Here is a 22,176-nt window from a genome sequence, read left to right as displayed (position 1 = left end):
TTTGCTTCCGACGTGGTGGCCTCCGTATGAGCTACCCGACGCGCGCCGTCGTCAGTCGAGGTGTCTCGCGATGAGCCACGACACGAACGACGGACCCGGATCCGTCGACGACTCGAGCCACGAAACCCGATCACCGACGGTCGACGGGCGGGACAACGACGACGAACCAACGACGATCGAACGGGCCGACCGAACGATTACGTTTCACTCCTGTTCTCGAGCGACGGTGACCGGCGACTTCGAGGACGGCGATATTGCCTACGCGAACACCGGCTTCTACGACGACGGGCTGTTCGGGGACACGATCCTCGAGGACGGCGTCGCGTTCGGCGACGACGTCGACGCGCCGTTTTCGGGGACGGTCGTCTTCGAGATCGGCGACGAACCGGGCGTGACCGTCGAGTCTGATCGCGTCGTCGTCGGGGTCCCGGACTACGGGAGCGACGGGACCGCAATCACGTCGCTGACGACCCAGCGGGCGGACTACCGGATGGGCGCGCCGACCCACGAGCATCCTCGGGCAAGTGAGTGCCTCGAGGCGATCGGCCCCGAGTAGGCGAGGGCGGCCCGGACCCGGAAACCGATCGGCGACGAGTACCGCTCCGCAACCACTAAACGCGACTCACCCCAACCACGGGGCAATGACCGACTGGACGGAGAAGTACCGCCCGACGACGCTGTCGGAGGTACGCGGCAACAACAAGGCCCGCGACCAGTTAGCGGAGTGGGCCGAGACGTGGGACGACCACCGCGAGTCGGTGATCGTCCACGGCAGTCCCGGCGTGGGGAAGACCTCCGCCGCCCACGCGCTGGCCAACGACATGGGGTGGCCGGTGATGGAACTCAACGCCAGCGACAGCCGGGGGGCCGACGTCATCGAGAAGATCGCGGGCGAGGCGTCCAAGAGCGGTACCCTCACCGCCGGCGAGTCGGGACGACGGCTGGTCATCTTAGACGAGGCCGACAACTTCCACGGCAACGCCGATTACGGCGGCTCGCGGGAGGTCACCCGCGTCGTCAAGGACGCCAATCAGCCGATCGTTCTCGTCGCGAACGAGTTCTACGAGATGAGCCAGTCGCTTCGCAACGCCTGCGAGACGATCGAGTTCCGCGACGTCTCGAAACGCTCGATCGTCCCCGTCCTGCGGGACGTCTGCCGGCGGGAAGGCATCGAGTTCGAGGAGGAAGCCCTCGAGAAGATCGCCGAGTCGACCAGCGGCGACCTGCGCTCGGCGGTCAACGACCTGCAGGCGGTCGCCGAGGAGGCCGAACGCCTGACCGTCGACGACGTGGTGACCAGCGAGCGCGACACGACCGAGGGGATCTTCGACTTCCTCGACGAACTCATCAAGGAGAAAGACGCCGAGGGCGCGCTGCGGGCCTCCTACGACGTCGACGAGACGCCCGACGACCTGCTCAACTGGATCGAGGACAACGTCCCGAAAGACTACGCAGGCGCGGAACTCGCCGACGCCTACGAGTTCCTCTCGAACGCCGACCGCTGGCTGGGGCGGGTACGCGCGACCCAGGACTACTCCTACTGGCGCTACGCGACCGACAACATGACCGCCGGCGTCGCCGCCTCCCGCCGAGGCGACAAAGGTGGCTGGACCCGCTACGGCCCGCCGAGCTACTGGTCGAAGCTCGGCCGGACGAAGGGGACCCGAAACACCCGCGATTCGATCGCCGAGCGTATCGCCGAGCGGGAGGGCGCAAGCGTCGCCACCGTCCGTCGGGAGATCCTCCCGTTCCTCTCGGCGATGACCCACCACTGCAAGAACCGCGACCTGACCGTCCGGATGGCCGCCGCCTACGACCTCGACGAGTCGGAGGTCTCCTTTATCACCGGCAGCGGGAAAGACACCAACAAGGTCCAGTCGATCGTCGCGGACGCCGAGGAACGCAAGGCCGAACTGGCCGTCGAACACTCCGGCGACGCCTTCTTCGAGGCCGAGCGCTCGAGCGGGGACGCGCCGGCGGAGGCCGACGCCGACGACGGCGAGAGCCAGCAGCCCCTCGCGGCGTCGGACGCCGAGGACGAGAGCGAGCAGGCCGGTTCCGAGGGCGGCGACGACACGGCGACGGTCGACGAACCCGACGACGATCAGTCGGGACTGAGCGACTTCATGTGACCGCTCGCGGCCGGCTGCGGCCACCGACGACGAGCCGTACTCGTCCCGATATATCAATCAGACGACTAATCGATACTATTAGGTCGATAAACGGTGAGACCCTCTCTTGGTGATCGGTCGAATGACAGACCTCAACAGCTGCCCGCTCTGTGCCGAATCCTACGACGACCGCAACGGGCTTCGAGTCCACCTCGAGGTGGAACACCGGAAATCCGAGATCGTCAGCCGCCTCGTCGATCTCGACGCGGCGGTCGCCGACGGGTCTCCCGACGAGCGAGCGACCGCGGCCGACGACGAACCGCCGGCGCCGACGGCCTGAGAACGTCGTCCCGATCAGTCGTCGACGGGGAGCCGGTCGCGAAACGCCGGTGACAGCGCATCGCAGACGCCGGCCGCGAGTTCCTGCGGGGTCGCGGTTTCGTCCCCGAGCGGCGGCACCGTCTCGACCGCGTGGCCGGTCATCCGCGCTAATTCGTCGGGATTCGTCCGTTCCGCGAGCGTCTCGCCCGCGTACTCGTTGACGACGACGCCGCGGACGTCGATTCTCCGGTCCTCGAGGGCGTCGATCGAGAGCGCGGTGTGGTTGAGCGTGCCCAGCCCCGAGCGCGTGACGACGATCGCCGCCGCGTCGAGGTCGTCGACGAGGTCGATCACTTCCTTGTCGCCGGCCAGCGGCACCCGGAGCCCGCCGATCCCCTCGACGATCGGGACCGGCGTCGCTTCGATTTCGCGCTCGCAGGCCTCGCGGATCGGCTCGTATGCGAGGTCCTCGTCGGCGACGTCGGCCGCGACGCGCGGGGCCAGCGCCGGCTCGAGAAAGCGCGGACAGGTGGCGGCCTCGGGGTCGTCACAGGCCGCGGCGACGAACTCGGCGTCGTCGTCGGGCGGGTGGCCGGTCTGGGCGGGCTTGATCGCCCGCGCCTCGTGTCCGTCCTCCCGGAGCAGCCGGGTGAGGCCGGCCGTGACGACCGTCTTTCCGACGCCGGTGCCGGTGCCGACGACGGCGAGTGGCCGACTCATAGCAGCCCCACCTCTTCGCCCGCGGCCTGAAAGGCCTCGAGGCAGGCGATGATGTCGTCTCGATCGTGTGTAGCCATCGGGACGACGCGGATCCGGCTCGTCCCCTCGGGGACCGTCGGCGGCCGAATCGCCGGCGCGACGACATCGCGTTCACGGACCCCGTCGGCGAGGGCGATCGCGTCCCGCCGGTCGCCGACGACGACGGGGAGGATCTGGGAGTCACCCCAGACCTCGAACCCCATCGACTCGAGGCCGTCCCGGAGGTGGGCGACGTTCTCCCAGAGGCGCTCGCGCGCGTCGCCGTGACGGGCGACGTGGAGCGCCTCGCTGGCCGCCGCGGCAGCCGGCGGCGCGAGGCCGGTCGAGAAGACGAACGACCGCGCGTCGTTTAGCAGGCACTCGATCAGCGCCGAGCTGCCGGCGACGTAGCCGCCCTGGCTCGCCAGCGCCTTCGAGAGCGTCCCCAGCTGGATCTGGACGCGGTCCTCGAGTCCTTCGGCCTGGACGACGCCGCCGCCGTCGGCGTAGAGGCCGGTCGCGTGGGCCTCGTCGACCATCACCCATGCGCCGTACTCCTCGGCGGCGTCACAGATCGCCGACAGCGGCGCGACGGTGCCGTCCATGCTGAACACCGAATCGGTGACGATCAGCCACGACTCGTCGGCCGGCTCCCGGCCCTCGCGAGTCGCACGCTCGACTCGTTCCTCGAGTCTCGCTCGCAGGTCCGCGGCGTCGCAGTGGTCGTAGACGACCGTCTCGGTGTCGGCGAGCCGGCAGCCGTCGATGATGCTGGCGTGGTTCAGCTCGTCGGAGAAGACGACGTCCGGCTCGAGGGCGGCGATCGTGCCGACGTTGGCGGCATACCCCGAGGAAAAGGCCAGCGCGCGCTCGGTCCCTTTGGTCTCTGCGAGCTGGCGTTCCAGGTCCCGGTGAACCAGCGTATCGCCCGTGACGAGCCGGCTCGCACCGGCACCGGTGCCGACGGTCGCGGCCGCCTGCCGGGCGGCGTCCTGGACCCGCTGGTCGTCGGTCAAGCCCAGGTAGTTGTTCGAGGCGAAGACCAGCGCCTCCGCGCTGTCGAGGACCGGGAGGTCGCCGCCCGAGGGCTCGGCGAAGTAGCCGCGCTCGGCGACCCGGTCGACGGGCGAGAGGGCGCGCTTCAGATCGTGTTCCTCGAGGGCGGCGAGTCGCCCCTCGAGGTCGAACCCGCGGTCGGCCATTCGGGTGGATGGACTCAGCGCCACGATTTGACTCTCACGGTTCGGAACGGACGTCTGGTTCGGCTCGGGGACGGCTCGAGCCGGTTGATACACGGCAGTCTCGGGAATCGTCTCGTCTCATTCATAAAAACGGTCGGAGCGAACGTCGGCGTTCAGAAGCCGGGCATTAGATCTGCAGGGCCGAAGACGCCGTACTCGCCGGCGCGATTACGCCGGACGCCCGCTTTCAGGTACCCCAGCGCGGGCCCGTTGACGTTTGCCTCCATACTCGTCTCGTCGCCCAACTGGAAGGTGTTGGTCGCCGTCTCGCCGTCGAAGGTACGACCGGTCACGCGGACCGTCGTCGTCGTCGGCTTCTCGTCGTTGCGCACGTCGAGGATCCCGCCGACGGTGACGTCTTCGGCGTCACAGACGCCCGCACGCTCGAGGAGGACGTCGTCGGCGTGTTCCATGTCCTCGAACTCGATGACGCCGTCGTGGTCGTCGATGATCGCCTCGATCTCCGCCTCGGAGAGGTCGCGGGCGGTCTCGATGTCGTACTCGGGGAGGTGTGCGATGTCCTCGCGGACGGTCCCGCGGTTGTCCTCGTAGCCCGATTTGAGGCCGACACCCCAGTGGATGTCGACGTCGGTGACCTCGACGAACGACTGGGCGGCCAGCGCGGCCGCACCGGTCAGCAGGCCAGGGGTCGCGCCCGCCCCGCAGATGAACGTGATACCGCTCTCCTCGAACTCGTCGCTGCGGTCGTCGAGCATATCGATCACGCGCGAGCGCTTGAGGACGTCGATCATCACGCCGGCGTAGCCGCCCTCGGCGAACCGGTCGGCGGTCCGCGGGATGAAGTCGTGTTCGTAGTTCGGCAGGGCCAGCAGGACCGCGTCGATCCGGTCGCCGTGGTCGATGATCTCCTGAATGGAGTCCTCGCTGGGGCGGGCCTGACTTGAGGCAACGACGCCCCTGTCCTCGCCGTGTTGTTTGATGCCGCCCTCCGCTGCGGTTGTGCCACCGTCCGTCGCCACTTCGTTGTCGATGTTGCCTTCCGTCGCCGCCAGCAGTTCGTCCACGTCGAGGCCGTCGAAATCGACGGCGACGCCGTGGCGGTCACACGCCGCGACGGGCGTCAGTGCGTCCTTGTGCTGGCTCACTTCGAGCGCTCGTCGGCCGATGCCTCCGGTTCCGAGTACCGCAAACGTGATTTCGTCCATAGGTGTCGATGTGCTGAATTCGTCGTGCCGTTAGTCGTCGCTCGGTTCCGCTCCCGTACTCGCCGTTTCACTCGAGGAGTCGGCGGCCCCGCTGTGGCGGGCCTTGACTTCTTCGGGGTCGAAGTCGTTGGTGCCTCGGTTGGGCTCGAGTCCCGCACGCTCGATGATCTCGATGTCGTCGCCGGGCGACTGGCCCTCCGTCGTGAGGTAGTCGCCAGTCAGGATGCCGTCCGCGCCGGCCTCGAGCGGCAGGTGCTGCTCATCGGGTGCCAAGTTGACCTCGCGGCCGCCGGTCAGGCGGACCCGCGACTCGGGGTGAAGCAGTTTGTAGACCGCGACCGTCTTGACGATCTCTTCGGTCGTGATGTCGACCCCCTGCTCGGCCAGCGGCGTCCCCGCGACCGGGTTGAGGACGTTGACCGGCAGCGAGGAGATCCCGATGTCTTGCAGGGCGATCGCGGCCTCGACGCGATCGGTCGGCGTCTCGCCCATCCCGAGGATCACGCCCGCACAGAGGTCCATCCCGGCCTCCTTGGCGACCTCGAGGGTCTCGACCCGATCCTCGAAACTGTGGGAATCGACGATCTCGGGGAAGTAGTTCGGGGAGGTCTCGATGTTGTGATTGTAGTGGTTGATCCCCTCGTCGGCGAGGATCGCGGCCTCCTCCTCGGTGAGTATCCCGAGGGAAGCGTCGACCTCGAGGTCGCACTCGTCGCGGACGAGGCGGATCGACTCGAGGACTTCCTCCCACTCCTCAGGGCGGTGTTCCTTCGAGACGCCCTTCTCGGCGACGACGATGCCGAAGCGCTGGGCACCGTCGCGTTCGGCCCGCTTTGCGGCCTCGAGGACCTTCTCGGGCCCGAGGAAGCCGTAGGTGTCGATGCCGGTGTCGAAGTGGACCGACTGCGCGCAGAAGCCACAGTCCTCCGCGCAGTTGCCCGCCTTCGCGTTGACGATCGAGCAGGCGTCGACCGTGCCGTCACCGAAGTGATCCCGCACGGCAGCACCGGCCTCGGCGAGCGCGTCGGTCGGCTGGGCCATCAGCGCGAGCCCGTCGGTCCGATCGAGGCGTTCGCCGGCCATGACCCGCTCGAGTGCGTCGTCGACCGTCTCGTTGCCAGTCTCGTAAACCACGATTCGAATAGCGGTTGACGAGACTATAATGATTGTGGATTCTCACCGTGGGTGAAACGTACGCCCTCCCCTCGAAGCGACGCGACCGATCGGTGAGCCGCTCGTCCGGATTGCTGGAACGATTTCCCGGCGTAACCGCGACCTGGGCGGCGGTTGCGCCGGAAACGACCCACAGTAACCCGTCTCAGTCGTCGTCAATGACCCGGGCCGAGATCGCGTACGCCTCGCCGTCGTAGTGGTAGTAACGGGTGTCGTCGACTCCGAATATCGGCGTCACAGCGTTGTACTCCTCGAGTCGAACCCGGTCGGCGTCGTACTCGCGGGCCAACACGATGGCGTCCCGTAACTGATCGTTCCGCAGGAGCGTTTCCCTGATCAGTTCGGTTCCCTCCACGTCGTCGTCCGTCCGGACGAGTTCGTACGCACCCAGTCGTGTGTCGTCGTCCTCGGGAGCCACACGATCCGAACTCGCAACGATGACGTCGCCCGCCCACTCGACGCTCGTGATCGCGTCCGTCGTCGTCAGCGACAGGGAGTCGGTCTCGAGGTCAAATCGGGCACAGAACCCGACCGAGCCCTCAGCGGGGCCGTCGTCGAAGTCCACGTCGGTGCCGAAGACGTACTCGCCGCCACCGAGACCGGCGATCGGATCTGGCTCGGCGACGCCGTGGCCGCCGATCGATCGCCCGTCCTCGATCCCATCGTTATCGACGCTGAGGTCCCAGGCGAAGTTGTCGCCCGGTTCGAGGGTGTGTGCCGGCTCGTTTATCCCTCGTGGCGCGACGTAGTGCCAGCGGCCGTCGACGCGTTTGTGGAGTTGCCACGCGTACGGGTTGTACGAGAACCCGCCGCTCGACTCGTTGAACAGCGTGAACGTCAGTCGCTCGGACTCGGTGATCGACGCGGCCGACGGCTCGAGGTAGATCGCGGTCTCCCCGGGGTCGATCTCGTCGAACGCGACGAGCCGATCGACGTCGTAGTCGGGATAGCCGTTGGGATCGGTTCCCGACGGTGGGAGCGTCCGGTCGTCGTCCGGAAGCGGCGTGAGGTCGTCGTCCGGACTCGAGTCGTTCACGGGCGACTCGTCGTCACCGGCGAGACAGCCGGCGAGTGCCATGCTACCGATCGCAGCGAGGAGGGAGCGGCGCGGGCGGAGCATGACCGTTCCTGCAGACGGAACTGGTAAGTGTTTTGTCGTTATTCGGCAGTGGTTTCGGGGCGTCGTCGCGGCCAGGAGTCGGTCGACGACCGATCGGTCCCACTCCGACGGGGCGACCCGCGTCGGATCGATGACGGTGTCCGAGCGCAACAGCGACCGCAGCGTTCACATCGATTTCCCAACTTTTGTATAGTGATGCATGGTGACATGCAGTATGGTTGTTAGTGTCTCGGAGGAACACTTCGAGGACGTACCGGATTTCGACTACGAGCCCCAGTACGTCGACGTCGGCGAGTTGGACATGGCCTACGTGGAAACGGGCGGTAGCGAGGGCAACGGCGATGCCGAGGAGACCTTTCTCTGTCTGCACGGCGAGCCGACGTGGTCGTTTCTCTACCGCAAGATGATGCCGACGCTGGCCGAGCGTGGCCGCGTCGTCGTCCCCGACCTGATCGGCTGTGGCCGCTCGGACCGGTACGAGGACCGCGACGACTACACCGTCGAGATGCACTACGACGCGCTCCGGACGTTCGTCGAGGAACTCGACCTGACGGATATCACGCTGGTCTGTCAGGACTGGGGCGGCCTGCTCGGCCTCTCGCTCGCCGCCGAGCAGCCCGAGCGGTTCGCTCGCCTCGTGCCGATGAACACCGGCCTCCCCGACGGGACTCAGGAGATGACCGACACCTGGCACGCGTTCGCCGAGATGGTCGCCACCGCCGAGGACCTCGACATCGGCGAACTCGTGGCCAACGGCTGTTATCGGAACCTCTCCGAGGACGTGATCGACGCCTACCGCGCGCCGTTCTCCGACGAGCGATACATGGCCGGCGCGCGGACGTTCCCCGGCCTCGTCCCGCAATCGCCCGACGATCCCGGTGCCGACCTGTTCGCCGACGCGCGGGACCGACTCGCGGAGTGGGAGAAGCCCGCGTTCGTCCTGTTCGCCAGCGAGGACCCGATCACCGCCGACAACCGCGATCCGCTGCGCCGGCTGCTCCCGACCGCGAGCGACCAGCCCGACGTCTGGATCGACGAGGCGGCTCACTTCCTGCAGGAGGACGCCGGCGAGGAGATCGCTGACCGCATCGTCGAGTTCGTCGATCGGACCTGACTCGGCCACCGAACCCGGGTCGATCGCGCGAGAGCGGTTCCGGCCCGACGGCCGACGACTACTGACGGTCTTCGAAGAACTCCCGGAGCAGCGGATACCACGCACCGCAGACCGCTCCGAACACGAGCAGCGCGTAGAACGCACCCCAGTGTCGGTACGGAACCGGAGGCGCGTTCGCGGTGACGAGTCCGAACGCGAACGGCGCTCCGTAGGCGATGACGGCGACCCACAGCACGACGCCGTACGCAGTTCCCAGACAGGCACAGAGGAACGAGTTCCGATAGCTCTCCGCGAGCGGACGCGGAACGCGCCGTCCCATCCGCAGGCGGTTCACGAGCGCGACGAACGGCCCGGCGGCGAGGACGCTGTGACCGAACACGAGCGTCCACTCGTTGACGACCCCCTCGAGTCCGTAGACGGCGGCGACCGTTCGAAGGTTCCCGGTCACGTGTAACACGCCACCGAGAGCCACGCCGGCGATCAGCGCGGCCGTCACCGTCGTGAGAACGGTGACCGGTGAGAGAACCCCACCGCGCCGTGATCGTCTATAAGCCATGAAAACCAGTCGAAACTACACCCATAATAATTTTCCTGATTTCTAGACAAATGTCTAGTTTTATGACGAAACATAGCCAACCATCGAACAGGGTCGAACCGCTATCGCGGCGTCTCCGATCCCCACTTCTCGAGGGCCGTCGCCAGTTCGGGGTGGTCCTCGGTGTAGTCCTCGAGAGCCGTGCCGGCCATCGACGCCTCGACGGATTGGCGGAGCGCTTTCGCGCCCGCGTGGGTACCGTCAGGGGTACCCGTGAACGCCGCCGGCCTGGACGATGATGTCGGTCCCCAGCGCCTCGAGCAGTTGATCGACGACGCCGGGATGGAGCCCACCGGAAGCGACCGGCAGGACCGGCCGCAGGTCGTGACAGTCATCCGTGAGCCACTCGTTGATCCCCGGCGTGTCCTCGTTCGCGAGTTTCCCCAGCCCTGCAGTGCCGGTGTGGATGTTCGCCGACGGCGAAGGGACGGCCGAATCCACGTCGATCACTCCGAACCCCTGATTCTTCGAACCAGATCCCGAACTGGCGTTTCACTGGACGATTGTCCACCCCGCTTCCGTCAGACGCTCCCGACGGCCAGTAGAGTAATCAGACAGCAATATCGTCCGCCGTGACTGAAAAAATTCCAAAAATTAAAGTCGCGTGATAATCCATTGATAGAGAGCGAGCGTATGTACGATAGTACGACGGACATCACTCCGGGCGAAGGCGCGTTCGAGACGGGCTCGAACGCCGACGACCACCTCGGAGACCTCGAGGCGGCAGCCGAGTCAGGCGACGAACACGCGTCCGGAATCGACGCCGCCGAGGACCGGACGGCGGCGGATGTCTTCGATCAACTCCGAGACGACGCCGACGTGGGTGGGACCGACGACATCCTCGCCGACGAGAGTCCGGACGACATCATCGCGAGCGCGAACGACCCCGAGCCGGAGACGGAGACGGTCGACGACGCGCTGCTGGCCGACGACGACGAACTCACGGACCTCCTGCTGACCGGCCGCTCGACCGACGGCGAGGGCGAATTTCACTGGGTCGATCCCGATGGCTCGGGGGGGTCGACGGCGACTGCTGGTTCCCAGTCGGCGTCGGATGCGGAGTCGACACCGGCCTGGGAAGCCGGCGGGACGGACCTCGACGACGTCTTCGGCGATGCGGTCGACGATAAGGGGGCCGCGTCCGAACCCGACGACGCGGCCGAATCGGGAGCTGCCGACGGCGCGGCGGACGAGTCCGAGACCGGGGCAGACACGGCCCTCGAGTTCGACGATGCGTCGACCGCTCCGGAGACGGACACGTGCATCGAGGACGAGCCCGACGCCACGATGTCCACCGAATCCGAACCGTCGTCCGAGGGCGACTCGGCTCCCGGGACAGACGACGCGAGTTCGGACGACGACGTCGCGGTATCGCCGGCGGACACCGAGACCGAGGTCCCCCTCGAGGACGCTGGCGCCAATACCGCCACGAGCGAGAGCGACGCCGAGAACGGTGCCGACCCCGACCTCGCGGACGGCCTCGAGGGGACCGCGACCCGCGCCGACGATGTGCCCGACGCGATCCCCTCTCTCGGGACCGACGACCGGGATACCGCCGCGAACGAGGGCGACGGTCCGACGGACGACGCCGACGAATCCACGGCCGAGGACGACGGATCGACGACGGATTCCGACGGCTCGAGCGGACCGCTCGCCCGGCTCCGATCGGCGCTGAACGGGTTGTTCTGATCGCTCGCTGCCGTCGCTTCGCCCGCACAGTCCGGCGGATCGTCCCTTTTTCGGATCGGAAGCCGGCCTCGAGCGAACCGACCGTCACGGATCGGGATGCCAGTCGAGTCCCGACCGTCGAACCGAGAACGCCCGTTCGCCACACGACGGGCAACGCGTCCCGCCGCCGGGTACGACGTCTCGCTCGGGGATCGTCCCTTCGAGGCCGCAGTCGTCGCATTCGATCCAGACCGGCATAGCCGTGACTGCGGGCCCCATCAGTCTGAAGCTATTGCAGGAATTCGACTGCAGTCGACGCTCGAGCCGGTCGATCGCGACACGAAGAGAAGAACGCAAAGAGAGAGTCACCACGCCGGTCACGGACCGACGCGGGGGCCGACGGCGTTAGTCGAGGAAGCCTTCGATGTGGTCGGCGACTTCCTCGGGGGTGTCACCGACGGGGACGCCGGCGTCGTTGAGCGCCGAAATCTTGCTCTCGGCGGTCCCGGTGCCGGAGCCGGAGACGATCGCGCCGGCGTGGCCCATCCGCTTGCCCGGAGGTGCGGTGCGGCCGGCGATGAAGCCGGCGACCGGCGTGTCGACGTTCTCGCCGATGAACGCGGCCGCTTCCTCCTCGTCTTCCCCGCCGATCTCACCGCACATGACGATGGCGTCGGTGTCGGGGTCGTTCTCGAACAGCTCGAGGGCGTCGACGAAGTCGGTGCCGATGATCGGGTCGCCGCCGATGCCGATGGCGGTGGTCTGGCCGATGCCGCGGTTGGTCAGGCTGTCGACGACCTGGTAGGTCAGGGTCCCCGAGCGGGAGACCAGACCGACGTTACCCTCGGAGAAGATGTTCCCCGGCAGGATGCCGAGTTTGGCCTCGCCGGGCGTGATGAGGCCGGGACAGTTCGGCCCGATGAGACGGGTGTCGGTCTCGGAGAGGCGCTTGTTGACTCGCGCCATGTCCTGGGTCGGGATGCCCTCCGTGATCGCGACCGCGAGGTCGAGATCGGCGTCGAGCGATTCGAAGACGGCGTCGCCGGCGAACGCCGGCGGGACGAAGATGACCGAGGTGTCGGCGTTTTCCTCCGCGACCGCTTCGTGGACCGTGTCGTAGACCGGGACGCCGGCGGCCTCCTGCCCGCCCTTGCCGGGGACCGCGCCGGCGACGACGTTGGTGCCGTACTCCATCATCTGTTCGGCGTGGAACTTCCCTTCCCCGCCGGTGATGCCCTGTACCACGACGCGCGTGTCGTCGTCGACTAGTACGCTCATTGTTCGTTCACCTCGTCAGCGTATTCGACAGCACGCTGGACCGCGCCCTCGAGGGTCTGATCGACCGTCACGAGGTCCTCGTTCAGAATCTCCATGCCTTCCTCCCAGTTGGTGCCGGCCAGTCGGACGACGACCGGCTTGGGAATCTCGTCGAACTGCTCTAGGGCCTCGTTGATCCCGCGGGCGACCTCGTCGCCGCGCGTGATGCCGCCGAAGATGTTGAAGACGACCGAATCGACGTTGTCGTCGGAGAAGACCATATCGAGCGCGTTCGCGATGCGGGCGGCCTTCGCGCCGCCACCCACGTCGAGGAAGTTGGCGGGTTCGCCACCGTAGTAGTCGACCAGATCCAGCGTCGTCATCACGAGCCCGGCACCGTTGCCGATGATGCCGACGTTGCCGTCGAGTCGGACGTAGTCGAAGCCGTACTCGTCGGCCTTCTGCTCGAGTTCGTCGCCGCCGGCCGCTTCCTCTTCCATCTCGGCGAGTTCGGGCTGGCGGAACAGCGCGTCCTCGTCGATGTTCATCACGGCGTCGGCCGCGATGACCTCGTTATCGCTGGTGACCATCAGCGGGTTGATCTCGGCGTCGGCGCCGTCCTTCTCGTCCCAGAGTTCGTACAGCGTCGTCAGGACGCTCGAGACGTCGCGCGCGATCGACTGATCGACGCCGGCGTCGTAGACGGCCTTGCGGGCCTGGTAGGGATGCATCCCGAACGCGGGGTCGATGTGTTCGCGGGCGATCGCCTCGGGGTCCTCCTCGGCGACCTCTTCGATGTTGACCCCGCCCTTGGTCGAGACCATCGCGACGGGTTTGCCCTCGCCGCGGTCCATCGTGATCCCGACGTAGAGTTCGTTCACGAAGTCGACCGCTTCCTCGACGAGGACCCGGTCCACGTGATAGCCCTTCAGGTCCATCCCGAGGATAGACTCGGCGGCCTCGCGGGCCTCGTCCTCGTCCTCGGCGAGTTTGATTCCGCCGGCCTTCCCCCGGCCGCCGACCTGTACTTGCGCCTTGACCGCGACTGGATAGCCGATCTCCTCGGCCGCGGCGACGACGCCGTCGACGTCGGACGCGAGCTGCGAGTCCGGCGTCGGTACCCCGGCATCGGCGAAGACCTGCTTCGCCTGGTACTCGTGTAATTTCATACCATTCGAACGGCCGTTCCGGCCTTGCTTAAATCCTGCCAGTTTCCACTCGCCACGGGTGATCCATCGACGTGCATTAACGACACTGCCGCCGGATTCCCCCGACCGTCGTTTCAGTCCCCTTCTTTGTGTGGGTTCTCAACTGAACTGACCGTCTACGGGGGGACACGTTCGAACTCCGACCCGAAGCCTCGGCACGACTGGTCGATTTTCAACCCGCCGGCCGACACGCCCTTGGCACAGCATTCAACCCTCGGCTCTTCTAACGGTCGAGACGAACACCGCTGTGACGAATCCCACCGCGACCCGGCGTCCCTCGAGTTGGGCGTCGTCGCTCGCCGCCGTGGCCCGATTCCTGGTCCACAGTAACCTCTTTATCTCGCTGGCGACGGTCAGCGTCGTCGTGACGACGACGCGGCTCGCGGACCTGCCCCTCGAGGCGCTGCCGGTCTTCATCGTCTTTGCGGCGACGATGTTCGTCTACACGGTCAACCGGTTTACCGACCTCGCGGAGGACGAGCAAAACGTCCCGCGGCGTGCGGCGTTTACGAAGCGGTACGGCCGGTACTGGCTGCCGATCGGGGTCGGCCTCTACGTCGTCGCGGTCGCGGTTGCCATCGCGCTCGGGCTCTCGGGCGCACACTATCTGGTTCTTCCGCTCGCGGTCGTCCTGTTGTACTCCGTCGGCGGGATCAAGCAGGTCTTCCTCGTGAAGAACCTCGTCGTCGGGTTCGCCTGGGGCGCCATCCCGCTGGGCGTCGGCTACTACTACGGACGGGTGTTCGCCCCCGAGATCCTGTTTCTGGCCACCTACGTGACCGTCATGATCACGATCGCCGCGGTGGTCTTCGATGTGAAAGACATCGAGGGCGACCGCGCCGAAGGGATCCCGACGGTACCGAACCTGTTCGGACCGGCCCGGACGCGCCAGCTGTCGCTGCTGGCGACCGCAGCCGTCGCGGCGGCGGTCGTCGGCGGCGTCGTCAGCGGCGTCGTCCCCGGCGAGTTCCTCGCGGTCCTCGCGATGAACGCCTACGTCTGTGCCTACATCCCCTTCGCGACGCCCGATCGGGGCCCCCTCTACTACGGCTTCGTCGTCGACGGCGAACACGTCTTCCTCGCGGCCGTCGTCCTCGCCCTCGAGTGGCTGGTCTGGTGACCGCCTCGCGCCGGTCGAGGGGGCACCATGCCTGTCCCGGCCGGATCGACAGCCCCTCGACCTACGTCCCAACGTTTATTCGGCTGTCGTGACTTGCAGGAAAAGAGATGGGTGTACTCGATTCGTTCGGCATCTTAGCCGCAAGTATCATCACGGCGTTGGTCATGCTCCTCTTCGCCGTCCTCAGTTTCTTCGTCACCGTGTTCATCGTCCAGGCGGGCGCCGGACTGGCCGGCTACTCGCCGGGCGCGGACTTCGTCGTCCTCTCGGCCGCGATCCTCTCGACCGGGGCGATCGTCGCGGGCGCGTCCCCGGTCTCGGGACTCGCGAACACCGATCAGTAACGCGTTCGACCCCTGATACAGACCGATAGCGCATACCTCCGTCTTCAGGCGGAGGTCAAGCGATAGGCATAGTGCGTCAATCCACGAGTCCTGCCATTACTTGATTTCCCACGCTTCACCGAAGGTATTAACACGCCGACGAACTACAATGTGCAATACGGATGAAGACCACACGGCACGCGACCTACAACCTCAACTACCACATAGTGTGGTTGCCGAAATACCGCAACTCGGTACTCAAAGGCGAGGTCGCCGACCGTGTGCGAGCCATCCTCCACGAAATCGCCGACGACAAAGGCACAGAGATAATCGACCTGACCGTTCAACCCGATCACATCCACCTGTTCGTCAGTAGCCCACCGAAACACGCCCCCTCGCTTCTCGCCAACTGGTTCAAAGGCATCAGTTCGCGGAAATACAACCACCGCTACGCCGACAACAAAGGTGAGAAGATTCGATGGGCGCGAAGCTACTACGCAGGAACGGCGGGACACGTTTCCAGCGAGACGGTGCAGGACTACATTCAGCGTCACGAGGCGGGCGACCAATGACCGAACTCACCAAGACGCTGGAACTCAAACTGGTAGACCCGAACGCGCACAAACGGCGGAAACTCCGCGAGACGCGGGAAGCCTACCAGCAGGCCCTTCGAGATGCCTTCGACGCTGGCTGTCGCACACAGACCGAAGCGAACGACGTGGTAGTCAACTACGACCTGTCGGGGTACGCGAAAAACGCCCTCAAGAAGTACGTTCCGCAGTTGACGACGACGTACAACGCGGGCGACTTACACGACGACCACCCTGTTCGATTCACGAACGAAGGGCTACAGATCGACCACAAGCCCGAGAACGCTATCGAGTGGTACGTCAAAATCCCGCACCATGAGGACTACTACCTCTGGATGCCAGCACAGCCGAATCCCGACCAGCGAGACTGGTTGGAAGCGTTGAACGCTGGTGATGCGGAGATGGGTGAGAGTCGCCTGTTCGAGCGGGACGGGACGTGGTATCTCCACGTCACCGCGACCCGCGACGTGGAGGAGTGTTCCGAAGCGTCTAACGATGAACGGACGCCTATTGGAGTAGACATCGGGGAAGCGTCACTCGTCACGGTGTGTCACCGTGACGACCACGGTTCTCCGACTCGCCCCGAACTATGGGCCGACGAGGGCAAGACCGTTCGTCAGCTACGCAAGACCTACTTCACCGCTATGCGACGGCTTCAAGAACGCGAAAGCGACCGTATCGTTGAGTCGTTCGGTGACGACCTGTGGAACCAGATAGATGACGTGTTCCATCGTGTCACCCGCGAAGTCGTAGAGTACGTTGAATCCGTCGAGAATCCTGTACTGGTTCTGGAAGACTTGACGGACATTCGGGAGTCGATGGACTACGGCGAGTACATGAACCGCCGTCTTCACGGCTGGGGATTCGCCAAACTCCACGCCCAGATACGGTACAAGGCCATCGAGAAGGGGATTCCCGTCGAGACGGTGAATCCGCGCAACACGTCGAAGGAGTGCCATGCGTGCGGTGGAGTCGGGTATCGCCCGAAGCAGGCGACGTTCAAATGCACGAACGACGACTGCTGGATGGGCGAGTACCAAGCGGACGTGAATGGGGCGATAAATATTGCAGACCGCTACCGCAGCGGAGAGAGTCGTTCCAGAGAACACGAGAACGACGATGACTCGGCTGCGGATGGGGCGCGTTTGACCGCGCCACAAGACAGCCACGCCGATGCTGAAACTCAGCAGGTGACGCGTGGATCGTATGCGTCTTGAAACCACAGGGTCGTTGCACTCGGCCTGGAATCCCGTGGCGGGATTCCCGCGTCTTCAGGCGCGGGAGGAGGTCAATTTCGAGCCGAGATACGGCTCACGGAGCCACCGTCGATAGCTGCAGTGTCCAGTCGACCGGTCGGTCCCGGGCCTAGTCCCGGTCCGTCTCGCTCCAGTCGCAGTCCTGGCACTTCCAGCCGGTAACGAGTTCGGTCACGGAGGGCATGTACACCACCTTCAACGCGTTGCCCCCGCAGTCCGGACACGGCTCGTCGGCCTCCTCGATCGAGTCGACCTCCATCACCGACTCGCCCTCGATCAGTTCCGCGAGTTTTCCTGCCGTCACCATTCGTCCCTGAACGACGCGGTTCTCGCTCACGGTCGGACTACCGTCCGCGATCGACTAAGCGTTTCCTGATACGGGTTGCTGTAACGGTTTCCCGGTGGGACCGCAGGGCGGTCGCGGTCCCACCGGCAATGACTGACAGTAGGCCGTCTGAACGGATCGCGCCAGCCGTCGCTCGAGGCAGTCGAGTCAGTATCGAAAGAGCGTTCGGCCGATCGGCGATCGCTCACGAGTCGGCGTCGCCGATCGGCGAGTCCCAGTCGATCGGTGCGGCCCGCGTGCGTGTACTCCCCCATCCGTGGGCCGTCAGCGCGGTCGTCGATCCACCTACCGCGATCGAACGGACGGGTGCCGCGGATATCAGTGTATTCCGCACATCGTGTGCGTGCCATGCACGGCCCGCGCCGCTATCGTCTCCCCTGTGTCGCTACGGCTCCAGTTCGAACGGCCGCGCCTCCCGGCGGAGGGTGTCGAACCGCGCTATCGCCCACTCCCTGACGCGGTCGTCCGTCGACTCGAGCAGCGCCGTTGGCAGGCCGGTGTCGTCGTGGACGCCGATCTGGACGGCCCGATCGACGACGCCCAGATAGACGGGAACGTCCCGATCGACGACGGACACGGAGACGGACGGCTGGTCGACGATCGACTCGAACGCGGCGGCGAGTGTCGGGTCCGTCCGGACGCTCTCTACGACCGGTTCCGCAAGTAGCATCTCGAACTCCGCGCCGTTCTCGATCGCCTCCGTCGAGGCCTCGAGCGGGTCGGCGCCGGCCGCCGGCAACACCGCCCGCACGCGATCGGCCTCGGCCAGCGTCGTCGCGTGGTGGGTAACCGGCGCGTACGGGTTCGCCATCGTGGCCTCGACCACCGTCGCGTCCGTCAGCCTGTCGGGATCGACACCGAGCCACTCCTCGTCGAGCCGCTCGAGGACCGGCCGCAGGCGGATCGCCGCATCGGTCCGTTCCAGCGCCGCGGTCACCCCGTCGGCGACCAGCGCTCCGGCCGCCGTGATCTCGTAGCGTTGCCCCCGTTCGCGGATCAACCCCCGGTCGACCAGCGCGGACAGGCTCCGACTCAGCGTCGTCCGCACGACGTCGACCTCGGCCGACAGCGCGTCCCGCGAGACCGCCCCCTCGGCGTCGAGTCGCTCGAGGATTCGGACTCTGCTCGGCGACCGGGTCACGAACTCGAGGGTATCGACCGCCGCCTCCGTCCGCTCGGACATCACATCGACCCTCTCGTCGCCCCTACTTTATCGCACTGGCCGTCCGGGGAATCGATCCGGCTCCCGGAGCTGAATTCGGCCCGAGCATGGTTCTGCGCGCACAATCGTATAGCAAGTCCGCTCCGAACGGTCCCACATGGAGACGCGCTGGGCGACCGTCGACGGCGTCACCCTCGAGCTACCGGACGACAGTACCGTGAGCGAGCTTCGGGACGCCCTCTACAAACCCGACGACGCAGTCCTGATCGCAGTGACCGGCGACCTCGTCTCGGTAGTCCACGACGAGGACCGGCCGCTCTCGGAGCTGGTCGCCGGCTGTGCGGACACCTACTACTTCTATCGCCCCGGCGAGCCCGACCGCAACGAACTGCTGGCCGCGACTGAACTCGAGGCGGCGCTCGAGTCGGGAACCGGCGGTCGATCGGACGCCGAGACGACGTTCCAGCGGCCCGGCATCGATCACTGACGGCGGGTGTCGACCGGATCACCGACCTCCAGAGCGCGGCCGCGGTCGCGCTCGGGAACGCGCGTGATGATCATCAGCGTGTAGTAGTGATCGAACGCGTCCCGGTCGGCCCAGTCGGGGAACGTTTCCTCGCGCCGTTCGACGAACCGCCGTCGGAACTCGTCGGTCGGCTCGCCGGTGTCGGGATCGCGCTGGGGGACGACACACCGGCCACAGGGCGTGACTCCCTCGAAGCGGACGTCGCCGATCTCGAACGCCGGGGCGTCCTCGCCGACGAAGCGATCCTCCCAGAAGGGGTCGACGCCGCCGATCTCGACGTTGGCTCTGAGCCGCCGCCGTGCGCCGTCGACGGTCATCCCGTCGAACCACGAGGCGACGGTCTCGAGCGTCGCCGTGCTGATGACCGACGGCCCCATCTCGCGGCGATCGACGAAGCCAAGCGACGCGTCACGCTCGAGCGACAGCTCCGCGTCGAAGAAGTCACCGAACCAGTCCGCGGCGGCCTCGCGGTCGGTCTCGAGGTCGAACTGCCGGCGCTCGCCGTCCGGTGCCGTGACCGAAAGCGTCGCCGTCGACGGCTCGAAGTCGGTCTCGAGGTCGTGGACCCGGTCGGTCCGCTTGCCGTTTACGACCTCACCGTCGGCGTCGAACAGGGCGAACTCCCTGTCGTGAGCGAGCGTGCCACCCGCGAGGACATCGGTCGCCTCGAGGTCGATGCCGTCCAGTCCCTTCACCGGATACACGGTGAGCCGGTCGAGTCGTGTCATTGCGAGGAGCTATCCGCCGATGATCCATTAGTCTTCGTTCGAACGGAACCGCGTCGCAATAGAGCGGCGATCCGATCGGGCGGTCGTCACGTCGAGAGCCGCAGTCAATCGATCGTCACGACGGGGTCACCGCGTTCGTCGAACTCGACACGGACCTCGTGGCCCGCGTACGTGAAGCCGACGTGACCGGCCCGGCGATTGCCCGATTCGGTGGTCGCGAAAAGCGCCGCGAGCGCGTCGGGGTCGACCGCGTCGAAAAGCGGCGGTAACGCCGTCGGGTCGGCTCCCTCGAGCGCCGCGATACCGGCGACGATCCGTTCGTGTACCGCATCAGTATCTGCCGCCATATGGTGGGTCTGGTCCATTGCCGACTACGGCCACACCGCCACATTAATAGGTTTTGGAATACCGGCGTGTTCTGGGCGCGGTCAGAATACCTGTTCAGCAGTATTCGGCCGTCACGTCTCTGAACCTGATGGACCAGGACCGATGCACTCGAGCGTCGATATCGATCGCTGTTTCTGCGCTCGGCTCCGTCCGCTCGGTCGACGCACCGACGTGTGAACCGATCGGTCGTCCCTCGGACACCGACTCCAGCACCGGCTTTTTCGGTCCTAATCGTCGAATTAACGCCGTTTCTCGAGGTCGTGACGACACCGCACCGACACCCGATTTAAGCCGGTCGGCGTGGAAGCCCGCCCGATGGACGTCCGGACGTTCCCGGTCCTGACCGACGAGGACGAGCCGGTAGTCGACCGGCTGTCCCTCGGGACGGGCGAACGGCAGGCACGGGTGCTAGCGTACCTGTTGTGTCGGCGGGCGGATCCGGACCTGTCGGACGCGGCGAGCCGGACGGCTGCCCACATCGGGGCCGGACTGAGCAAGCACGCGACCGCGGACGCGCTGACCGAACTGGCGGCCGCGGGGCTGATCGCCGAGACGACGGCGACGACCGGTTCCCCCGGTCGGCCGCCGAAAGCGTGGCACGCGGTCGCCCCCAAAGCCGAGACGGTCCGGCGGGTCGACGCCCGCCACGCCGACCGCCTGCTCGAGCAGGGCGAGCGATACGCCGGCCTCGAACCAGCGGGGGCCGAATCCGCCGACGACGAACGGAACGGGGGCGGTACCGACGGGCCGGCGTCCGAATCGGCCGAGCGATCGGACCAGGGGCGGGTCACCGTCGCGCTCAACTGGCGGCCGAACGGACTGCACCTGCCGCTGCTGGCCGCGCGAGACACCGACGGCGGCGTGTCGCTCGCGCTCGAGTCCGCCGACGGCTCGCGGGCGGCCGCGCTGGCCGTCGCGTCCGGGGAGTGTGCCGTCGGCGTCGCCGGCGCGGCGACGGTTCTCCGGGCGCGCTCGCTCGGCCACCCCGTCGTTCCGATCGCGGTCTGTTTCCAGCGGTCACCGGTCGTCCTCTACACCACGCGGTCCGCGTTCGGCGACCCCCTCGAGGCCGTCGGACAGCTCCGCGGGCGTCGGATCGGGATGCCGAACGGGACCGAAACCGGCCTGTTAGGGCGGCTCCTCCTCGAGCAGGCCGGCATCCGGGACGCGGTCGAACTCGTCGCCGTCGACGGCGAGGAGTGGGCGGCGCTGCAGTCGGGCGTCGTCGACGCCGTGACGGGAATGGCACCCGATCCGGTCCGGCTCGAGGCGGCGGGCCGAACCGTCGACTCCCTCGCCGTGTCGGCGGCCTACCCGGCGTACGGACCGGCACTGATCGCAGCGGAAGATCGACTCCGGCGGGATCGGGACCGCTTCGCGGCGTTCCTCGAGACGACGCTGGCAGGCTGGGCGGACGCCGTGTGCGCGCCCGAGTCGGTCGCTCGGACGGCCGCGAGCGAGACCGACGAGTCGGCCGACCGCCTCGCCCGGACCTTCGAGCGGGCGACCGAGCGCTTCGCTACAAGCGAGGGGGCCCGGCGACACGGCTGGGGCTGGCACTCGCCCGACGCGTGGCGAAGCCTCCGGGACGCACTGGCACAGGGTGGCCTGCTCGAGGGCGAGTGATTCCGCGAGAACCACCGCTACCGGACGGAGAGGTCCTCGCCGCCCGCCGGGGCAGTGAACTCGAGTTCGACCTCGAGTTCCCGGTCGCGCTGGTCGCCGAACTCGATCTCGACCTCGATCGGGTCGTCGTACTCGAAGGGGATCTCCCACTCCGAGGCGGAGATCGTAAACGAGGATCCAGCCTCGAGTTGCTCGGCCAGTTCGTGGAGGAACGCCGCGGTCTCCTCGCTGGAGAGGTAGACCTCCTGTTCGAAGAAGCCGCTGGTGATCGTCCGCCGGTCGCCGGTCCGATCGTCGGGGAAGTCGACGCGGTCGCTCATGGTCCTCGCTCCCACGCCGACACCGATAAAACCGCAGTCAGGGACGTCGATACGTTCGAAGCGGCCGAACGCGGCGGGTA

25 protein-coding genes and 1 pseudogene are annotated in these 22,176 nt (G+C 66.7%); 11 read left to right on the top strand and 15 right to left on the bottom strand.

What is annotated here, in order from left to right:
- The first annotated feature begins 70 nt into the window (after positions 1-70).
- The 3 genes from NP511_RS18270 (at position 71) to NP511_RS18260 (ending at position 2,451) form a co-directional block, all read left to right on the top strand.
- Positions 71-556, top strand: coding sequence for a hypothetical protein (locus NP511_RS18270; protein WP_049966594.1), 486 nt, complete (start codon positions 71-73; stop codon positions 554-556).
- A gap of 85 nt (positions 557-641) precedes the next feature.
- Positions 642-2,132, top strand: a complete 1,491-nt coding sequence (locus NP511_RS18265) for a replication factor C large subunit (protein ID WP_049966593.1) — start codon at positions 642-644, stop codon at positions 2,130-2,132.
- A 121-nt stretch (positions 2,133-2,253) separates the two neighbouring features.
- The gene (locus tag NP511_RS18260; RefSeq protein WP_049966592.1) at positions 2,254-2,451 is read left to right on the top strand and encodes a hypothetical protein; all 198 of its coding nucleotides are present in this window, start codon (positions 2,254-2,256) and stop codon (positions 2,449-2,451) included.
- 14 nt (positions 2,452-2,465) lie between these two features.
- Here the strand turns inward: NP511_RS18260 and bioD are convergent, their stop codons facing one another.
- From bioD to NP511_RS18235, 5 genes are all read right to left on the bottom strand, one after another.
- The gene (gene bioD / locus NP511_RS18255) at positions 2,466-3,152 is read right to left on the bottom strand and encodes a dethiobiotin synthase (RefSeq protein WP_049966591.1); all 687 of its coding nucleotides are present in this window, start codon (positions 3,150-3,152) and stop codon (positions 2,466-2,468) included.
- Positions 3,149-4,372, bottom strand: a complete 1,224-nt coding sequence (locus NP511_RS18250) for an aminotransferase class I/II-fold pyridoxal phosphate-dependent enzyme (RefSeq protein WP_049966590.1) — start codon at positions 4,370-4,372, stop codon at positions 3,149-3,151. Before NP511_RS18250 ends, bioD begins: the two co-directional genes overlap by 4 nt.
- A 152-nt stretch (positions 4,373-4,524) precedes the next feature.
- A complete protein-coding gene (gene bioU / locus NP511_RS18245) occupies positions 4,525-5,577 on the bottom strand; it encodes a (S)-8-amino-7-oxononanoate synthase BioU (protein ID WP_049966589.1) in 1,053 nt (350 codons plus the stop codon).
- A 30-nt stretch (positions 5,578-5,607) separates the two neighbouring features.
- Positions 5,608-6,711, bottom strand: a complete 1,104-nt coding sequence (gene bioB / locus NP511_RS18240; RefSeq protein WP_049966588.1) for a biotin synthase BioB — start codon at positions 6,709-6,711, stop codon at positions 5,608-5,610.
- 184 nt (positions 6,712-6,895) lie between these two features.
- A complete protein-coding gene (locus NP511_RS18235; RefSeq protein WP_233274366.1) occupies positions 6,896-7,870 on the bottom strand; it encodes a hypothetical protein in 975 nt (324 codons plus the stop codon).
- A gap of 214 nt (positions 7,871-8,084) precedes the next feature.
- Between NP511_RS18235 and NP511_RS18230 the strand changes: the two genes are divergently transcribed.
- Positions 8,085-8,984 (top strand): haloalkane dehalogenase, encoded by a 900-nt coding sequence (locus tag NP511_RS18230; protein ID WP_049966587.1) that lies wholly within the window; start codon positions 8,085-8,087, stop codon positions 8,982-8,984.
- Between the two features lie 58 nt (positions 8,985-9,042).
- Here NP511_RS18230 and NP511_RS18225 read toward each other — a convergent pair whose 3' ends face one another.
- Together NP511_RS18225 and NP511_RS18220 are read right to left on the bottom strand one after the other, a co-directional pair.
- The gene (locus tag NP511_RS18225) at positions 9,043-9,540 is read right to left on the bottom strand and encodes a hypothetical protein (protein WP_233274365.1); all 498 of its coding nucleotides are present in this window, start codon (positions 9,538-9,540) and stop codon (positions 9,043-9,045) included.
- Between the two features lie 101 nt (positions 9,541-9,641).
- A pseudogene (locus NP511_RS18220) lies at positions 9,642-9,990 on the bottom strand (RuBisCO large subunit C-terminal-like domain-containing protein); the annotation flags it as partial.
- 222 nt (positions 9,991-10,212) lie between these two features.
- Here NP511_RS18220 and NP511_RS18215 point away from each other — a divergent pair.
- Complete coding sequence (locus tag NP511_RS18215; RefSeq protein ID WP_049966584.1) at positions 10,213-11,268, top strand: hypothetical protein; 1,056 nt, start codon at positions 10,213-10,215, stop codon at positions 11,266-11,268.
- A gap of 84 nt (positions 11,269-11,352) precedes the next feature.
- Here NP511_RS18215 and NP511_RS18210 read toward each other — a convergent pair whose 3' ends face one another.
- The 3 genes from NP511_RS18210 to sucC form a co-directional block, all read right to left on the bottom strand.
- Entirely contained in the window at positions 11,353-11,505 is a 153-nt protein-coding gene (locus NP511_RS18210) for a hypothetical protein (protein ID WP_162834901.1), read from the bottom strand.
- A gap of 147 nt (positions 11,506-11,652) precedes the next feature.
- The gene (gene sucD, locus NP511_RS18205; protein ID WP_049966583.1) at positions 11,653-12,525 is read right to left on the bottom strand and encodes a succinate--CoA ligase subunit alpha; all 873 of its coding nucleotides are present in this window, start codon (positions 12,523-12,525) and stop codon (positions 11,653-11,655) included.
- Positions 12,522-13,673 (bottom strand): ADP-forming succinate--CoA ligase subunit beta, encoded by a 1,152-nt coding sequence (gene sucC, locus NP511_RS18200; RefSeq protein WP_006179352.1) that lies wholly within the window; start codon positions 13,671-13,673, stop codon positions 12,522-12,524. Before sucC ends, sucD begins: the two co-directional genes overlap by 4 nt.
- Before the next feature lie 286 nt (positions 13,674-13,959).
- Between sucC and NP511_RS18195 the strand changes: the two genes are divergently transcribed.
- The 4 genes from NP511_RS18195 (at position 13,960) to NP511_RS18180 (ending at position 16,962) form a co-directional block, all read left to right on the top strand.
- Entirely contained in the window at positions 13,960-14,832 is an 873-nt protein-coding gene (locus tag NP511_RS18195) for a UbiA family prenyltransferase (protein WP_049966582.1), read from the top strand.
- Between the two features lie 107 nt (positions 14,833-14,939).
- Positions 14,940-15,176 (top strand): hypothetical protein, encoded by a 237-nt coding sequence (locus NP511_RS18190; RefSeq protein WP_006650587.1) that lies wholly within the window; start codon positions 14,940-14,942, stop codon positions 15,174-15,176.
- A gap of 161 nt (positions 15,177-15,337) precedes the next feature.
- Positions 15,338-15,727 carry an IS200/IS605 family transposase gene (gene tnpA, locus NP511_RS18185; RefSeq protein WP_049966581.1) on the top strand — a complete coding sequence of 130 codons (390 nt, stop codon included), beginning with the start codon at positions 15,338-15,340 and terminating at the stop codon, positions 15,725-15,727.
- Positions 15,724-16,962 carry an RNA-guided endonuclease InsQ/TnpB family protein gene (locus tag NP511_RS18180; protein ID WP_049966580.1) on the top strand — a complete coding sequence of 413 codons (1,239 nt, stop codon included), beginning with the start codon at positions 15,724-15,726 and terminating at the stop codon, positions 16,960-16,962. The genes tnpA and NP511_RS18180 overlap by 4 nt, the downstream gene beginning before the upstream one ends.
- A gap of 148 nt (positions 16,963-17,110) precedes the next feature.
- Here NP511_RS18180 and NP511_RS18175 read toward each other — a convergent pair whose 3' ends face one another.
- On the bottom strand, positions 17,111-17,338 hold the full coding sequence (locus tag NP511_RS18175; RefSeq protein WP_006179356.1) for a DUF5795 family protein: 228 nt from the start codon (positions 17,336-17,338) through the stop codon (positions 17,111-17,113).
- 394 nt (positions 17,339-17,732) lie between these two features.
- Positions 17,733-18,530: a helix-turn-helix transcriptional regulator gene (locus NP511_RS18170; protein WP_049966579.1), complete on the bottom strand. Its 798-nt coding sequence runs from the start codon at positions 18,528-18,530 to the stop codon at positions 17,733-17,735.
- A gap of 136 nt (positions 18,531-18,666) precedes the next feature.
- Between NP511_RS18170 and NP511_RS18165 the strand changes: the two genes are divergently transcribed.
- Positions 18,667-18,996 (top strand): hypothetical protein, encoded by a 330-nt coding sequence (locus NP511_RS18165; RefSeq protein WP_006179358.1) that lies wholly within the window; start codon positions 18,667-18,669, stop codon positions 18,994-18,996.
- Here the strand turns inward: NP511_RS18165 and NP511_RS18160 are convergent.
- Positions 18,990-19,763, bottom strand: coding sequence for an MOSC domain-containing protein (locus tag NP511_RS18160; RefSeq protein WP_049966578.1), 774 nt, complete (start codon positions 19,761-19,763; stop codon positions 18,990-18,992). The genes NP511_RS18165 and NP511_RS18160 overlap by 7 nt on opposite strands.
- 104 nt (positions 19,764-19,867) lie before the next feature.
- Entirely contained in the window at positions 19,868-20,128 is a 261-nt protein-coding gene (locus NP511_RS18155; RefSeq protein ID WP_049905924.1) for a HalOD1 output domain-containing protein, read from the bottom strand.
- A gap of 337 nt (positions 20,129-20,465) precedes the next feature.
- Here NP511_RS18155 and NP511_RS18150 point away from each other — a divergent pair, with 337 nt between their 5' ends.
- Positions 20,466-21,776, top strand: coding sequence for an ABC transporter substrate-binding protein (locus tag NP511_RS18150; RefSeq protein ID WP_049966577.1), 1,311 nt, complete (start codon positions 20,466-20,468; stop codon positions 21,774-21,776).
- A gap of 17 nt (positions 21,777-21,793) precedes the next feature.
- On the opposite strand, the gene NP511_RS18145 is transcribed toward NP511_RS18150, so the two are convergent.
- Positions 21,794-22,096: an amphi-Trp domain-containing protein gene (locus NP511_RS18145; protein WP_006650578.1), complete on the bottom strand. Its 303-nt coding sequence runs from the start codon at positions 22,094-22,096 to the stop codon at positions 21,794-21,796.
- Between the last annotated feature and the right edge of the window lie 80 nt (positions 22,097-22,176).

The sequence above is a fragment of the Natrinema thermotolerans genome (assembly GCF_031165565.1).
Lineage (GTDB): Archaea > Halobacteriota > Halobacteria > Halobacteriales > Natrialbaceae > Natrinema > Natrinema thermotolerans.
The sequence above is the reverse complement of the archived record's forward strand: the minus strand, read 5'-3'. Positions and strand labels throughout refer to the sequence as shown.

Bases quoted from the DNA above. Each gene is read 5' to 3' on its own strand.
- bioU (WP_049966589.1), bottom strand. From the start codon at position 5,577: ATGGACGAAATCACGTTTGCGGTACTCGGAACCGGAGGCATCGGCCGA.
- NP511_RS18215 (WP_049966584.1), top strand. From the start codon at position 10,213: ATGTACGATAGTACGACGGACATCACTCCGGGCGAAGGCGCGTTCGAG.
- sucD (WP_049966583.1), bottom strand. From the start codon at position 12,525: ATGAGCGTACTAGTCGACGACGACACGCGCGTCGTGGTACAGGGCATC.
- NP511_RS18225 (WP_233274365.1), bottom strand. From the start codon at position 9,540: ATGGCTTATAGACGATCACGGCGCGGTGGGGTTCTCTCACCGGTCACC.
- NP511_RS18190 (WP_006650587.1), top strand. From the start codon at position 14,940: ATGGGTGTACTCGATTCGTTCGGCATCTTAGCCGCAAGTATCATCACG.
- NP511_RS18155 (WP_049905924.1), bottom strand. From the start codon at position 20,128: ATGGACCAGACCCACCATATGGCGGCAGATACTGATGCGGTACACGAA.
- NP511_RS18145 (WP_006650578.1), bottom strand. From the start codon at position 22,096: ATGAGCGACCGCGTCGACTTCCCCGACGATCGGACCGGCGACCGGCGG.
- NP511_RS18265 (WP_049966593.1), top strand. From the start codon at position 642: ATGACCGACTGGACGGAGAAGTACCGCCCGACGACGCTGTCGGAGGTA.
- NP511_RS18210 (WP_162834901.1), bottom strand. From the start codon at position 11,505: ATGCCGGTCTGGATCGAATGCGACGACTGCGGCCTCGAAGGGACGATC.
- NP511_RS18250 (WP_049966590.1), bottom strand. From the start codon at position 4,372: ATGGCCGACCGCGGGTTCGACCTCGAGGGGCGACTCGCCGCCCTCGAG.
- NP511_RS18165 (WP_006179358.1), top strand. From the start codon at position 18,667: ATGGAGACGCGCTGGGCGACCGTCGACGGCGTCACCCTCGAGCTACCG.
- NP511_RS18180 (WP_049966580.1), top strand. From the start codon at position 15,724: ATGACCGAACTCACCAAGACGCTGGAACTCAAACTGGTAGACCCGAAC.
- NP511_RS18235 (WP_233274366.1), bottom strand. From the start codon at position 7,870: ATGCTCCGCCCGCGCCGCTCCCTCCTCGCTGCGATCGGTAGCATGGCA.
- bioD (WP_049966591.1), bottom strand. From the start codon at position 3,152: ATGAGTCGGCCACTCGCCGTCGTCGGCACCGGCACCGGCGTCGGAAAG.
- sucC (WP_006179352.1), bottom strand. From the start codon at position 13,673: ATGAAATTACACGAGTACCAGGCGAAGCAGGTCTTCGCCGATGCCGGG.
- tnpA (WP_049966581.1), top strand. From the start codon at position 15,338: ATGAAGACCACACGGCACGCGACCTACAACCTCAACTACCACATAGTG.
- NP511_RS18170 (WP_049966579.1), bottom strand. From the start codon at position 18,530: ATGTCCGAGCGGACGGAGGCGGCGGTCGATACCCTCGAGTTCGTGACC.
- NP511_RS18230 (WP_049966587.1), top strand. From the start codon at position 8,085: ATGGTTGTTAGTGTCTCGGAGGAACACTTCGAGGACGTACCGGATTTC.
- NP511_RS18260 (WP_049966592.1), top strand. From the start codon at position 2,254: ATGACAGACCTCAACAGCTGCCCGCTCTGTGCCGAATCCTACGACGAC.
- NP511_RS18160 (WP_049966578.1), bottom strand. From the start codon at position 19,763: ATGACACGACTCGACCGGCTCACCGTGTATCCGGTGAAGGGACTGGAC.
- NP511_RS18270 (WP_049966594.1), top strand. From the start codon at position 71: ATGAGCCACGACACGAACGACGGACCCGGATCCGTCGACGACTCGAGC.
- NP511_RS18150 (WP_049966577.1), top strand. From the start codon at position 20,466: ATGGACGTCCGGACGTTCCCGGTCCTGACCGACGAGGACGAGCCGGTA.